Source organism: Thermosphaera aggregans, assembly GCF_014962245.1.
Lineage (GTDB): Archaea > Thermoproteota > Thermoprotei_A > Sulfolobales > Desulfurococcaceae > Thermosphaera > Thermosphaera chiliense.
Map to the genome: position 1 here is coordinate 300,954 of NZ_CP063144.1, position 14,905 is coordinate 315,858.

General features: G+C 51.2%; 10 protein-coding genes. 9 read left to right on the plus strand and 1 reads right to left on the minus strand.

The genetic code is table 11. The features are described from left to right. Positions 1-23 precede the first annotated feature (23 nt). The 4 genes from IMZ38_RS01760 to IMZ38_RS01775 all read left to right on the plus strand — a co-directional run bounded on the left by IMZ38_RS01760 (position 24) and on the right by IMZ38_RS01775 (position 4,260). A complete protein-coding gene (locus tag IMZ38_RS01760; protein ID WP_193436483.1) occupies positions 24-983 on the plus strand; it encodes a 2-hydroxyacid dehydrogenase in 960 nt (319 codons plus the stop codon). A 104-nt stretch (positions 984-1,087) separates the two neighbouring features. After that, positions 1,088-1,492: a hypothetical protein gene (locus tag IMZ38_RS01765; protein ID WP_193436484.1), complete on the plus strand. Its 405-nt coding sequence runs from the start codon at positions 1,088-1,090 to the stop codon at positions 1,490-1,492. A gap of 24 nt (positions 1,493-1,516) precedes the next feature. Further along, on the plus strand, positions 1,517-2,983 hold the full coding sequence (locus tag IMZ38_RS01770; protein ID WP_227410943.1) for a type II/IV secretion system ATPase subunit: 1,467 nt from the start codon (positions 1,517-1,519) through the stop codon (positions 2,981-2,983). 14 nt (positions 2,984-2,997) lie between these two features. Then, positions 2,998-4,260 carry a hypothetical protein gene (locus IMZ38_RS01775; RefSeq protein ID WP_193436486.1) on the plus strand — a complete coding sequence of 421 codons (1,263 nt, stop codon included), beginning with the start codon at positions 2,998-3,000 and terminating at the stop codon, positions 4,258-4,260. On the opposite strand, the gene IMZ38_RS01780 is transcribed toward IMZ38_RS01775, so the two are convergent. Beyond that, complete coding sequence (locus IMZ38_RS01780; protein ID WP_193436487.1) at positions 4,250-5,698, minus strand: RtcB family protein; 1,449 nt, start codon at positions 5,696-5,698, stop codon at positions 4,250-4,252. The two genes, IMZ38_RS01775 and IMZ38_RS01780, sit on opposite strands and share 11 nt — an antisense overlap. 438 nt (positions 5,699-6,136) lie before the next feature. Here IMZ38_RS01780 and IMZ38_RS01785 point away from each other — a divergent pair, with 438 nt between their 5' ends. The 5 genes from IMZ38_RS01785 (at position 6,137) to IMZ38_RS01805 (ending at position 14,871) form a co-directional block, all read left to right on the plus strand. Next, entirely contained in the window at positions 6,137-7,414 is a 1,278-nt protein-coding gene (locus IMZ38_RS01785) for a hypothetical protein (protein WP_193436488.1), read from the plus strand. A gap of 396 nt (positions 7,415-7,810) precedes the next feature. Then, the gene (locus IMZ38_RS01790) at positions 7,811-9,154 is read left to right on the plus strand and encodes a metallophosphoesterase family protein (protein ID WP_193436489.1); all 1,344 of its coding nucleotides are present in this window, start codon (positions 7,811-7,813) and stop codon (positions 9,152-9,154) included. A 5-nt stretch (positions 9,155-9,159) separates the two neighbouring features. Continuing rightward, positions 9,160-12,030: an AAA family ATPase gene (locus IMZ38_RS01795; protein ID WP_193436490.1), complete on the plus strand. Its 2,871-nt coding sequence runs from the start codon at positions 9,160-9,162 to the stop codon at positions 12,028-12,030. Beyond that, positions 12,027-13,268 (plus strand): DNA double-strand break repair nuclease NurA, encoded by a 1,242-nt coding sequence (locus IMZ38_RS01800; RefSeq protein WP_193436491.1) that lies wholly within the window; start codon positions 12,027-12,029, stop codon positions 13,266-13,268. The genes IMZ38_RS01795 and IMZ38_RS01800 overlap by 4 nt, the downstream gene beginning before the upstream one ends. Next, complete coding sequence (locus tag IMZ38_RS01805; RefSeq protein ID WP_193436492.1) at positions 13,252-14,871, plus strand: ATP-binding protein; 1,620 nt, start codon at positions 13,252-13,254, stop codon at positions 14,869-14,871. Before IMZ38_RS01800 ends, IMZ38_RS01805 begins: the two co-directional genes overlap by 17 nt. The last annotated feature ends 34 nt before the right edge of the window (positions 14,872-14,905 follow it).

The following is a 14,905-nucleotide window of genomic DNA, read 5'->3' on the forward strand; positions in this document are numbered from 1 at the left end:
GCTTCCTCGAGGAGTGTTGACTCATGAAGGCAGTATATATGTTTGAACCCCCTAGGAACGGCCTCGAAATCCTTGAAAAAGAAGGCATCCCCTACTCATACTACCCTGGGAGGCAGGCGCCCCCGGAGTGGCTTGAGAAGGAGCTGAGGGATGCAGTAGTCCTGGTGGCAGCCCCGTGGAACACTGTGCCCAGGGACTTGATCGAGAAGGCTGAGATGCTGAGGCTGATCATGGTTCAGGGCTCAGGGCTCGACAAGGTTGACATAGAGGCTGCCACGCAGCGAGGGGTATGCGTAGCCAACGCCCCGGACTACATAGCGGAGACTGTTGCAGACCATATCATGGCTCTAATACTTGCACACTACAGGAACATTGTCAGAGGCGACAGGTATGTTAGAGAAGGGAAGTGGACTGCCGGGACCCCTCAGACACTGATTGGGAGAACGCTGAGCGGTAAGCAGGTTGGAATAGTGGGGATGGGGAGGATAGGGGCCTCGCTGGCCAGGAGGCTCAAGCCCTTCGGGGCGAGAATAGTCTACTGGGATAGGAGGGCTAAGCCCGAGATAGAGCACGCGCTCGAGGCTCAGAGAATGGATCTAGACCAGCTTGTCGAGACCAGCGACGTGGTGGCAATAACCGTTGCGCTGACCCCTGAGACAAGGAGGCTGATAAACAGGGACAGGGTATTCAGGATGAAGAAAGGAGCCCTGCTTGTCAACACTGCGAGAGGGCCTATAGTTGATGAGAAAGCTCTTGCGGAAAGGCTTGCTCAGGGAGAGATCTACGCGGCCCTCGACGTCTTCGAGACGGAGCCCCTCCCGCAGGACAGCCCGCTGCCTAGGCTTGAAAACACCGTACTAACCCCTCACCTTGGAGGATTCTCCTGGGAGGCCTTGGCGGAGACGGCGAGGTTTGTTGCCGAATCAGTTGCCGGGTTCATCAAGCAGGGCAGGCTTCCTGACACTGTTGTGAACAAGTGCTGATCAAGCTGGCCCGGGAAAACTTTCACCCTCCCCCGAGCCCTCCGTGTTTTTAAATTTTTACACGTTGAACTCTTTCAAGCATTTCCTCAAGAATGGTGTCAGGCGTGAAGGCTGTGTCCGGCCTGGTTGCAACAGCTCTGCTGCTCGCGTTAACGATCGCTGGGGGAGTCCTACTCTACAACTACGTCTACGGCTACCTAGCCGGGGGCGGTAGTAGCGGAGGGGTTGAAGCAGTGTACGTAGCCCTCTACGACTATGGCTCTGTGAAAGAGCTGTACGCGGAGGTTTTGAACACCGGGTTGAAGACTGTCAGGGTTGAGAAGGTTGTTCTCATTCAGAACGGGAAACCCATTAACGAAACAAATATCAGTGGAGTCAGCATTCCAGCTGGCGGTAAGGTAGCCATAGTAGTTAGCAACATAACCGCTAACATAAATGCTTCACAACCCCTCTACCTTAGAATATACTACGACGGGCAGCCGTCGAAGCTGTTCGAAGTATTCAAGTAGCCTCGCAGCGGGGCAGGCTTGCACATGCTTCAAAGGTTTTTTCAAAACCTTAAAACCATCCTTCCAACCTCCTTCCCCACCCCAGCGGGAAAAGGAGGGCTTGCAGACGCTTCCCTCAGGGTTGTGAAGAGGATTGTAGAGGAGTATTTAACAGGCTACTCTCTCGAGGAGGGTGTTGAAGGCTTAATCCTGGAGGAGTACGAGCTCCCCTTCAACATTAAGGCAAGGATTGTCAGGAACGGTGGCTTGCTGAAGTATGTTGTCGAGGAGCCGCCTATAACCCCTGCTGTTATTGAACAAGTATCCAGGCTAGTGCTCAGCGTTGAAGCAGGCTTCAAGGATGCAGGGCTTCCCGGAGCGGAGGTGGTTTACAACTACTCGAAGATCGCCAGCGGCTACGGCCCCTTATACCCTTTCACAATGGATGAGAGCGTTGAGGAGGTCAGCTTAGACAGGAAGACCGGGAGGATCCACGTCATCCACTCCAAGTACAGCTGGTACGGGTGGCTCCCCTCCAACATCACCGTGAGCAGCAGCCTCGTCGACAAGCTGGTCCTCTCTCTCGCGAGGAGATCGGGGAGGCATATATCCCTGCACAACCCAATAGCGGAGGGTTTGACAAGGGAGGGTTTAAGGGTTAGCCTAACCTTCGGCGACGAGGTCTCGAGGAGCGGTAGTAGCATAGTGGTTAGGAGGAGGCCCGGAGCCCCTGTAACCATCACCAGGCTGATAGCGGAGGGTGTTTTAAACACGGCTGTTGCAGCATACCTCTGGCTCATCCTCGAGTCGAAGGGCTGGGTGATCGTGGCTGGGAGTGTTGGAGCCGGGAAGACAACCCTCCTCCAGGCACTGCTAACCCTCGTACCTCCTTCAAGAAGGGTTGTCACCATCGAGGACACCCCGGAGCTGAGCGGTTCTACAGGCCTCTGGGACCCGCTTGTTGAGAGGCATTTAGCCGGTAAGCAGGGAGCCAGCATAACCTCCTACGACCTGTTAAGGTTCGCGCTCAGGAGGAGGCCTGACTACATAGTTGTCGGCGAGGTGAGAGGGGTTGAAGCCAGGTTGCTCGTCCAGGCATCCAGGCTCGGCCATGGAGTGTTAACAACCATTCACGCCGACAACCCGAGGTCTGTCGTGGAGAGGCTGACAGCACCCCCTATATCCATACCGCGTAGCCTTCTCAGGAATATTTCAGCAATAGTGATGGTTTCCAACAACCAGGGGGTTAGAAGGGTTTCAGCCTTGTGCGAGCTCGGGGAGGGATCGGAGATCCGTGAGCTCTGCTCTACACCAGGGTCCTGCGGGTCTTTAACACCCAGGGTTTTAGCACACCTATCCGAGAGGCTTCAGGGATACGGCGATAAGGAGAGGGTTCTACGGGTGCTTGAGGAGAAGGCTTCCTTCCTGGAGGATTGTGTCTCCAAGCAGGTTTTCCACCACTCAAAGCTATCCGAGAAGCTCCTGGAGCACTATCTCGCGTGGAAGGCTTGAGGAGGGCGTGGTGTTTGGAGAAGTCGCTGAGCAGGATCAGTGCTAGAGGCTTGGAGGAGGGCTTTCTCGACTTCCTGACAACACTGGCCTCCTTCGAGTCCACGGGCCTCAGGATCATGGACTTGTTCGAGCACTCGGCTAGTAGAAGAATCCGCGTCCCAGGAGACTACGCATCCCTTGCCAGGCTCTACGTGTTCCTGGAGAAGGCTTCGGGAGACCCTTACACCTCGCTCAGAAGCCTCGCCGAGCTCACTCCTTCCCCAACAGTGTCAAGGCTTCTCAGGGAGTACGGGGAGGTTTTAGTGTCAACAGGGGGGACCATGAGCCTTGTAGAGAAGTATCTTAGCGAGGAGCTGGAGAAGCACTGGGCAAGGGTTTCAAGCCTTTTCACACATATCGATGCTTTCTACGAAGGCTTCCTCATAATCGTCCTAACCCTTACAGTTTTCACGCTTCTCCCAGGGGTTTCCCTGAACCCTGCAGTATCTGTTGCCGCAACCGTCTTCACAAGCGTTGCAGGATACTTGATTGCTAGAAGGGTTTCCGAAACCATCCTATCCCCTGAACCGCCATACATGGCTGCGGCCGACCTTGCAGTGGTAGCAACAGCCCTCCTCGCCCTCACAGGGCTTCAAGGCCTCGTGCTTCACACTGCTCTCGCCTTAACACTCCACGCTTTCTTGAGGGAGAGGGTTAGGGCTTCCCAAGGAGTTGAGGCTGAGGCCGTCCTCCTAGCCGAGGAGGCTGTTTCAGGCCTCGCCCTAGGGGTCCCGGTTGACGCATCCCTTACAGCGGGCTTCTACTCGTCGAGAAACCTGGTTCACAAGCTCCTTGGGATTGCAATGCTGAACGGGTTCAACGCTTCAACCATGGCTGACACACTGCCCCTCCCGCCGCTGGCTAGGAGGCTCATAACCCTGCTGTCAACCCCTCTGGAGTACAGCGGGTTCCCGAGGGCGCTTGCCTCCACCGTCTCCAGGTTTTCAAGACACATTGCCCAGTCGAGGAAGTGGTGTGGGGAGAGGTCGAGGCTCTACCTGTTCTACGCGGTTTTCACAGGGCTCCTCCTATCCTTCATGGCCTACATGCTGAAAGGGTTCACGGGCCCGCCATGCCAGCCGCCCGGTGCCGTGGCGCCGCTGGTATACTCGAGCATTGTGGGGTCGGTGGCCGTTGCCTCAGCCTCAGGCGGGGGTTTAATGGTTTCATCCGTGAAGAAAACAGGATTGGCTTTAACCCTGGGCTGGCTTGCCTACTTATCCCTGACTATCCTTTAACAACTCCTATTGGGCGCATCCTTACAACCATTCTAGCAATCCCTACCTTGTGCGCTGTCAACACCACCTTGTCCACGTCCTTGTAGGCTCCGGGGGCTTCCTCACTGATCACTCTTTTAGTCGCAGCCCTCAGCACAACACCCTTCCTCGCAAGCTCCTCGGTTATTTTCTCAGGGCTGTAGGATCTTATCGCCTCACCCCTGCTCAGCCACCTGCCCGCTCCGTGCGGGGCGCTGAACCATGTCCTCGCCCCCTGGGCTGTCCCAACCAGTATGTAGCTGGCCGTGCCCATGCTACCAGGTATTAATACGGGCTGGCCTATGCTCCTGTAGTCCGCGGGTATGTCGGGGTGTCCCGGCGGGAAGGCCCTCGTGGCCCCCTTCCTGTGGACTACAACCCTGTACTTCTCCCCGTTGACCACGTGCTCCTCCTTCTTAGCTATATTGTGGGCTACGTCGTATATTATTTCGAGACCCAGCTCCTCCGGGGGCTTCTTGAAAACCTGCTTGAAGCTCTCCCTAACCCAGTGGGTTATGATCTGCCTGTTAGTCCAGGCGAAGTTCGCGGCCGCGGCCATAGCTTTGAAGTAGTCCTGGCCCTCGGGCGAGTTGAAGGGTACTGCGGCAAGCTCCCTGTCAGGGACCTGTATCCCGTACTTCCTCATAGCCCTCTCCATGGTTACCAGGTAGTCGCTCGCAACCTGGTGGCCCAGCCCCCTGCTCCCGGTGTGGATCATGAGGGTTACCTGCCCCACCCGGGTTATACCCAGGGTTTTAGCAGCCTCGGGGTCGTAGATCTCGTCAACCACCTGTATTTCGAGGAAGTGGTTTCCAGCTCCGAGTGTTCCAAGCTGCTCATGCCCCCTCTGCTTAGCAACCCTGCTGACCTTGCTCGCGTCGGCATCCCTCATGCTCCCTCTTTCCTCAATATGCTCCATATCCCTTTCCCATCCGAACCCGTGCTCCACCGCCCATTTAACACCGTGGTTTAAAACCTCGTCCAGGTCGCTCACGCTAAGCCTTAAATGCCCTGTTGAGCCAACACCGCTTGGCACGTTCCTGAACAACGCCTCCACAATCTCTTTAAGCCTCGGCCTCACATCCTCCTCATCCATCTCAGTCCTCAACACCCTGACCCCGCAGTTTATATCGTAGCCTACTCCACCAGGGCTTATCACACCCTCCTCCATGTCGAACCCCGCCACGCCGCCTATTGGGAACCCGTAGCCCTGGTGCCCGTCAGGCATCACGTAAGACTTCAGCCTGATCCCGGGGAGGCATGCCACGTTAGCAGCCTGCTCCAGGGTTAAATCCTCATGCATCTTCTTAATCAAGTACTCGTCAGCGAACACCAAGGCATCGGTGAGCATGCACGGCTTAGCTCCTCTAGGGATAACCCATTCATAATCCCCTATCTTCTCAACTCTAACACTAACCATAGGAAACGCCTCCACGCGTGAATCCTAATCATAGGATTAACTACACCGGCTTATAAACAAAGACACCCAAGCCCCCACCGCCCTTGCCCCGCAGAAACCGTCCGGAAAATCGACCGCGAGAAGGGCTCCCGCCATGGACTAGAACCCCCCGGTTCCAGCAGGGCGTCGCGGACGGCTTGTCAACGGGGAGCCCTGGTTTTCCGGAAAACCCGTAGAAAACCCCATAACCCCACTCAATCAAAACAATGACCAGAAGCAATCAAAAAAGACTGAAAGGATCGTATCTTCAATATTCTATTAATATGAGAATTGAAGCAATCATAAGAGACTGAAAGATCTGTCTTGTTGATTAGCGTGTCCCATCTTCTTCGAAGCCATAAAAATAGATTGAAAGATAAATACTTCCTCTACCTCCAGTAATTATTGGGCGGGTTGTCCGTGCAGAGGAAGGATTTACTCTTAATCATAGTGGTCTTAGTTATAGTGAGTGTTATTACACCCGTGCTGATCTTAACCATGGGTTTCACGCCCAGTGGAAGTGCTGGTGGTTCCCCATCAACAACGACTAGTACACCCTACACTGAGACCGAGACTGGGACAGTGACCATCAGTCCCGTGAACGAGGATGGCTTTGGTATTGTTTATGCGTATGTTGAAAATGTGGATTGGTATGAGTATAATTGGATTGAGTATAATTGGATCTTTGCGATGGTGATTGAAAACAAGTATAAGGATGTTGAAATTGAGAGTGTAACTGTGAACGGGAAACAACCTTTCTCCGTATCTTTCAATGGAACCAATATGGATGTATTTGTGATACCTGCTGGTTCAAAGATAGGTGTGGTAATTAAAGCTTTGATAATGAATGTTACAGAGGGAGATCATGTTAATGTTGTGTTTCATTTTGCTGATGGAAGAAAATATGAGAAAACTTTTCCACTAATATCTGGATACTTTGAAACAACAGGATTGGTTGAACCCATGTTTGAAGTGAGAGTGGAAGATGTTAAACTCGTTGAAGATCCCTCGTGGAATTATCTCAGATATACTTTCACTGTGGAGAATAAAGGAGTTGTTCCTCTCGTTATAACAAAATTTGCCAGTCCTGAAATGTGGTTCATTTCTATATCACGTAAAACAGACCCCAATGGCTTGATATGGGAGAGTTGTAGCCTCTCAGATGAGACGAGACCATGGAGTCCAATAGTTATTCTCCCAGGAGAATCAACACGCATCGCTCTCAATCTTTCATCATCCAACTTGTTTGAAACTACCGTTGTGAAATTTATGATAAATGACAATATGTATGAAACCTTTGTCCCCAATCCAGAGGCTCGGTTCACAAAAACCACGAAGCCTTTAGTTAAATTATACAACTACTTTGTTGAAAAAACAGAAGATGGATGGAATATCACTCTTATCGTAGCCAATATTGCGGATAGTTACATGCCTTTAAACTTTATCCGAGTTGAAGTGTGGAATGATAACAACACTTTGAAGTATGTGGGAGCAATATGGGTTGATCAATCAACGATAAGAAGGAGTGGAGATATAACCGTGTCACCGTTTCCAACACGTCCAGGAGAATATGCAATAGTGGAGTTGAAACTTGGAAATGAGTTCCTTCCTGGCGATCATGTCAAATTTAAATTTGGGAGTATAAGTTATAACAGTGGAGACGTCACCATAATCTTTGAATACGAAATAACCCTCTAATCTGAGGCTTAATCCTTTTCTCATCACGCCCTTCTTCCTGTGATGGCTAGTGTTAGGATGTATTGGTTGTTGGGTTTTTACGATGTAGAGATCGACGACAGACTCGCTGGAGAAGACTATTAGATAGCGATCTTTGCTATTATGAGTTCAATTATTCTATTGAAGCAATTAGAAAAGACTTAGATGAAATAGGAAAAACAAAATTTCTCATAAACATGGGTTGAAAATGGTTGGAAAAACCTAGAGACGGGGATCTACTCTGTATGTTCCATAGAGTTTGAAGCAGTTATAGAAGAAAGGACTGGGAGAGGAAGGGTTTATGGATAGGGGTTTTTGGCTGGAGGGTTTGTTTTTATCAGAACCTCTTTATAACTTATTAGTAATTAGGGATTGGAAATGCTTGTTGCACACTTTGCTGATACTCATCTTGGGAAAACTCTTTACAACATCTCTGAGACCATGAGGCAGTTTATCGATCACTTTGAGCAGGCTGTTGAGCAAGCGCTTAAAGAGCATGTTGACGCGTTTATTTTCGCTGGAGACTTCTTTGATGATAAACACCACCTTCCTAACAGGGTTTTGAAAAGGGCTATAGACATTGTTGGCAGGATAACTAGTGAGGGTAAACCAGTCTTCATTGTTCCAGGCGATCACGACAGGTGGCCGCAAAGAGATGACTCACCAATAGAGCTTCTCAGGCTCTTCAGCAACGTGTACACGCCGGGGAAGGAGATATTCTTCGCTGAGAAGGCTTTGAAGGATGGGAGGGAGTATGTTTTCGCAGGGCTCAACTACTTCAACGTCAAAAATAGTGAACAGAGTAGGCAAGCCCTGTACAAGTACATTCAGGGAATGGATAGGGCCTTGGGCAAGTACGACGTGCTGATAATGCATCAAAACATTGAAAACTACTTCCCACTGGAGAAAGGTCTCAGTATAAGCAACATCCCTGTAACACCAAGGTATGTTGCAATGGGCCATCTCCACCGGAGAATAATCGAGAAGAGAGTTATCGATGGCAGGAGCCAGGTGATAGCGTACCCGGGGAGCATAGATATTTTCGACATTGACGAGGTTGAGGAAGCCAGGAGGAATGGTAAGGGATTCTACATAGTTGACCTCACCCCTGAGGAGCCTGTCGTGCACACGGTTAAAGTGGAGGCAACGCCTTTCGAATACGTGGAGACAGGCGTGGCTGAGTCGGAGTGGAAGCCTAAGATAGCTGAAGCATTGGCAAGGCTTGCGAAGCAGGTTAACCCGGGTAACAAGGGAATACTGTACGTCAAGATATTCGTGAAGGCAGGGGATATGGTAAGCCTCGAGAGGATAGAAGGCTTCATAGTCGATGAGAAGAAGAGGAGGCTCCAAGGCGGGCTGGAACTCATATTCCACAAGTTCGTGAGGGAACTCGTGAAGGAAACCTTTGAGAAAGCAAGCAGGATAACACAGCAAGCAAGAGGAGAGCTCGACACGCTCGCGGACTTCCTGGCCAGGGAGCTAGGGATCTCCCCTGATGAGGCTAAAAAACTAGCAGAGCATGTGGAAGGCTTGAAAGAAGCCTTCAAGCAGGGTGATGAGGAAGCGGTGGAGCAGATTATAGAGGAATTGGCTAGGGCAACCTTCTGGAGCAGGATCGGGATACCGGATGAATACGTTAAACTAGAGGAGGCAAAGCCCGGTAGGGTAAGCGAGCCCAGTGCTCACAAACCATCCAGGATCACGGACTACTTTAAAAGGTGAGACCTATGGGTGCAACTACACAGGTTCTTGATCAAACCGGTTCACGAGACCTGGACAAGGCTGGTGCGGAATCATCCACGCTAATTCTTCAGAAAGTAGTTCTTGAAGGATTCCTCAGCCACAATAAGACAGAGGTGGTGTTTGAGAAAGGAGTAAACACTATTGTTGGACCTAACGGGGCGGGCAAGTCAAGCATTCTAGAAGCAATATACTATGCTTTAACAGGTAATGGATGGAGGATCAGGAGGAAGGAACAACTCGTAAACCTAAAACACAGTAGTGCGAAAGTAATACTTGAGTTTAAACACGAGGGTAAAACATACAGGGTTGAGAGGCTGATCCCTTCAGGCGCATCGGAGAAAGCAATGCTCTGGGAGTTGAGGGAGGGAAAGGGTAAAGTGATAGCGGATAGAGCAACCGATGTAAACGCGAAGCTAGCTGAGATACTGGGGATAGAGACCTCAAAGCTTGACGGGATAGTGCTGGTAAACCAGGGAGAGCTGACAAAGGTTTTCGCATCCCTCAGCCCTTCTGAAAGGAAGGAGATACTTGACAAGCTTCTAGGGCTTGACCTGTATGAAAAAATAAGCGAGAAACTCCGGGAGTACTGCCCCGAGACCAGCACCCCCTACCAAGTATGCCCGGGAGCCAATGTTGAGAGAACGGTTGAGAACATTCGCGAGCAGGTTTTGAGAAAGCATAGTGGGCTCCTGGAGAGAAGGGAGGAGTATGTGCAGAAGAAGAGCGAGTATGAGCGTAAAATACAGGAGGCTAGGAGGAGGATAAGGGAGGAGAGGCTTGAGGAGAAGGCGTTAGAGCTGGAGAAGGCGAGGGCTGAGAAGGAATCCCTGAGTAATAAACTCTCCGAGATCAATGCGACAGCGTCAAGCCTGAGGGGGAACTTGCAATCCCTCCTCTCAAGGATAGCGGATTATGAGGAAAGGCTTGCATGGGTTGAACGAGAGATTCGGGAGAAGGAGAAGCTTGTAAAAACCCCATCCTTCAAGGAGCGGGTTAACAGCCTGATCAAGATCCACGGGGAGGAGAAGAGTAAGAGGGAGGTTCTCAAAGCCAGGGAGGAGCAGCTTAAAGCCCTTGAGAAAGTCCGGGGCGAGCTTGAAAAGCTCGAGGCTGAGCACGGGTCTCTCGTGAAACTAGAGGAAGCGGTCAGGAGCCTGGAGAGCGAGAAAACCAGTGCTCTTGAAAAACTTAACGCATTAAACCAGGAGCTGGGGAGCATAGAGGGGCAGGAGCGCAGGCTTGTAAGCGAGATCAGGAAGCTCCGGGAAAGAATCAGGGATGTTGTAAGGGGGAGTCAGCTTTCAAGGATTGAGCCGCTCATAGCTGAGGAAAGCGTTGAGAAACTTGAAGAACTGCTGAGGAAGACTGAGGAAGAGCTTGCCAGCCTGACCGCTGAGCTGGAGAAAACCGTGAGGGAAGAGGCTAGTAAGCAAGCCTTGAAGCAGCAGGTTGAGAAAAGCATAGAGCTTCTCGAAACCAGCCCCCAGCCCGAGTGCCCCGTGTGCAAGAGGCCCCTGGAAGGGAGGAGGAAGGAGGAGATACTTGCTGATTTCAGAAAACACCTCAGCGAGCTGGAGAAGGAGCTGAGGGATCTCGAGTCCAGGATTACGTTGCTGAGGACGAGGCAGTCCCAGGCTAGTGTCGAGCTGGAGGGTTTGAAACAGGTTGTTGAAGCATTGAAGGAAGTAGCTGGGAGGAAGGCTGAGCTGGAGAGGCTGGGAGAGAGGAAGAAGCAGGTTAAGGCAGTGGCTGAGCAACTCTCGGCAAGGGTTAGACAGCTTGAGGAAGCCTTGAACAAGTATAGAAGCCACCTGTCCAACTGGAGAAGCCTTGTAGCAAACTTCGACGTAAACACGTATAGTCAGCTCAAAGGAGAGGTTGAGGGTTTGAACAAGGAGATAGAAGGGTTGAGCAACGAGTTCACCCGTTTATCAACAGAGCTTGCCGGGGAGCTCGGGTTAGCTGTGAGGAGTCGTGAAGAAATTGTCCAGATACTGCAGGAGGAGCTTAAGAAGGCTACACAAGCTGAGCTAGATCTTGCTAAGCTAGGCGTTGAGAAGGAGAAGCTGGAGGCGGATATAAGGGATTTCAGGAAACAGGTCGAGGAGATAAGTGCACGGCTCAAGGAGCTTGAGAAGGCACGGGTCGAGGTTCAGGCCAGGCTGGAGAGCGTGGAGAAAACCCTCAAGGAGCTTGAGGAAGCTGGTAAGAAGCTGGAGGAGTTGAAAAGGATTATTGAAGTGAGCACGGAGCATGTTAAACTCTACACTAGCGAGCTTGAAAAGGTTGAGAAGGAGCTTGAAGACCTGAGGAACCTGGTTAAAGAAATTAATAAAGCGATAAGGAAAGCCATGATCATCAATTACTTAAGGGAGAAGATATTCCACAAGGACGGTGTTCCCAGGTATCTTAGAAGATACTATGTCGACTTAATTTCGAAAATGATGGAGAGCTGGAGCGATGTGTTCAACCTGCGTTTCTACTCGGTAAGGCTTGATGAAAACTACGAGCTCCAAGTAGAGTTAGCCGGGGCAAGGGGGAGGGTTCTCGGGGTTCCCCAGTTGAGCGGTGGGGAGAAAGTAGCCATAAGCATACTGGGGCTTCTCGCGCTTCACCAGATAGTTACACGAGGGAGAATAGGCTTCCTGGCTTTAGACGAGCCAACCGAGTATTTAGACCAGGAGAGGCGGCGCGAGCTAATCAATCTGTTGAAAAAGTTCAGGGGTGGTGAAGGAATCCCTCAGTTAATAGTGGTAACACACGATGTTGAGGTTAGGGATGCGGCGGATGTAGTGTATGCGGTGAGAAAAGAGGAGGATACAGAGTACTCAAGAGTGGAGAGGGAGGAGGCTTGAGGGAATACCTGTTAGAGCTTGCGTTGAGGAAGAAGGATGAGATAGCCTGGGCAATCCAGCAGTTAAGCAGTGATGAGTACAGGGCGATGGCGGAGGAGAACTGGGTTGAGTACACCCCTACTGTAAACCAGCCTGAATCCATAACAGCAGTTGACGGGAGCGCGCTAAGCATGGAGCTTCGCGACACCAGCATCTACGGTGTGAAAGCATACGCTCTCTCCAGGCACCAGTCATCGGTTAGGCATAAGTACATAGGGGACGTGGATGTTGTGACAGCGGCGAATGCTGACGGGCTTGTCAGAGCTTTCAGAGAGATATGCGAGGCGAAGATAGCTCTCGCATCCATAAGCAAGCTGGTACTCATAGACGGTAGCATAATATCCCTTCTCATAAACCCAGACCCTCTTACGAGAATAGGTATTAGGAGGGGGATAGAGGCGGTGGAGAGGTTGATAGGGCTTGACGAAGTAGTAGTTCTTTTAGATAAGATAAGGGAGCAGGCGTTGGAGCTGGAGGAGGCAGACCGGTACTTCGGCGACCCCTTCATCTCTAGGTCAATCCTTAAAGAGGTTAAGAAAGGAGGGATAGGGTTCACTGACATTGATGACAGCGTGTTTGAGGCGGCATCCGCTTTCACAGTCTTTGTAGAGAAGCTTCTTTCGCTGAGGCTTCTGCTGGATAAGTCCATGGTAGAGGGCTGGGGATTGGTTTACGTGTCCAAGAGAAGTAGGAGCAAGGAGTATTTGAGAAAGCTGAAGACTACCAGGGTCGGGAAAGCCTTCGAGGGGAGATTATCGGGGCCAACCGATATGGCGGTTTTCAGCAACTACACGCGTACACCAGGGTTTTCCAAGCCGTTAATAGTGGAGGAGGTGGAGACTATTAAAACTCTTCCATCAGAGGGTGTATTGAAGAAGCATGTAAGGGATTACTTTGAAAGCATCGGCATCATACTCACCTATGTTAGGCTTGTCCAGGACGGGCCCGTGCTCAAGCTTGAAATACCTTTCAGAAAAGGCTCAGCGGTTTCAGCAAGCACTGCTCGCGAAGTAGTTAAGAGTGTGATGGACATGCTTGCGGGCGAATCCTACAATGGGTATCCGTATCCGCTTATCCAGGTTGATAAGCTTGTCAAGGTGACGAGGCAGGATTTAAACCAGATCGCTTTTTCACTCGGCATACTCCCTTCTTTAACGGGGAGAGAGGTATTGGGTGAGTGGTATGTCGAGATCGATTAAACCAGAGGAGAGTGGTGGGAGATCTGTGAGCGGGGGAAGGATCAAACTTGGAAACATTATAGGTGAAACCTCGCACTCCAAGGTATCCTTCACAGCCTCGGAGCCCCCGAGGGTTGGAGAATACGTTCTAGTATCATACAGTAGCAACGGGAGCGAGAGGCTTGCCCTGGGAATGGTTGAAGAATCACTCATAGGCAACCCGCTACTATCTATGGAACAGGTTAAGCCGGATTATGTGAGCAAGGCTCAGCTATACGGGGGTGAAATGGCGGAATACATCATCGGGAGGGCTAGGATACTCAGCTGGGTTGACACACTGGTTAACTCAGGTGTTGTTGAAACCCCTTCATACCCGCCGAGACCCGGGGCGCCCGTGTACAAGGCTGACGCGGATACTCTGAGGCATATTTTCTCGAAGGATGTGAGAGGGAAGGTGAGGATAGGGGTTCTTGTAAACCACAGGGACGTCCCAGTATCGGTGGATGTGAACGCGATAGTTTCAAGACACCTTGCAATACTGGCTATTACAGGGGCTGGAAAATCCAACACTGTAGGAGTCCTGGTTGACAGGATTGTAAATGAACTAGGCGGGACAGTAGTACTATTCGACATGCACAACGAGTATGGATGGGTTGCAGGAGAGGAGGGCACGTATTTCGTTGAGCCTAAGATCCACCCTGCCCGCCTAACCCTGCACGAGTTCTACAGGTTACTCCACCTGGATGAGAAGGCTCACAAACAGAGAAGATTCCTCAGGCAGGCCTATAGGGAGGTAGAGAATACCAGGTATCAGAGGCCTGAAGAGTTCCTAGACAAGCTCAAGGAGGCTCTTGAACAACGTATCGACGATGAGAAGAGGGGTAAGGGTGATGAGAAGAGGCGTAAGAAATCGGCGGACCAATCTCTCTCCGAGGTTTTAGAAAAGCTTGAAGACTTCCTGGAAGAGTATAGTGGGAAAGTTATCACGCCGACAGCACCTATAAACCTTGAGGAAGCCATAGTACCCGGTAAGGCAAACATTTTCAAGCTTGGCGGTGTCTCCGAGGAGGTTGCGGACGTCGTAGTCCACCACTACCTCAACTGGCTCCTTAGGGAGAGGAAGGAGCACGTTTCAAGCGGCCGGGAAAAGGGCTATCCTGTACCGGTTCTCGCAGTCATTGAGGAAGCCCACATCCTCCTCCCCTCGGACAGGGGGACCTTGACGAAGAGTATTGCCGGTAAAATAGCCAGGGAGGGCAGGAAGTTCGGCGTAGGCTTGTGCTTGGTGAGCCAGCGGCCTAAGAAGCTTGACGAGGATGCTTTAAGCCAGACGAACAACAAGATAATTCTAAGGCTTGTTGAGCCCGGGGACCAGAGATATGTTCAGAGCGCGAGCGAAACCCTAAGCGACGAGCTCCTAGAGCTGCTTCCAAGCCTGAACGTTGGCGAGGCAATACTCCTAGGCATGATGACCCCTGTCCCAGCGATAGTTAAAATAGACAAGTCAGCCAGGAAGAGCGGGGGAGGAGACATAATAGTGCATGAGGAATGGAGAAGATACGCGGAGTCGAGGAAGAAGCTGAACGAGGAAGCATCAAAATACCTAATGATGCCTGAGGATTGAGGAAGCCCTCCCTCAACTCTCAAGTTTTTCAAAT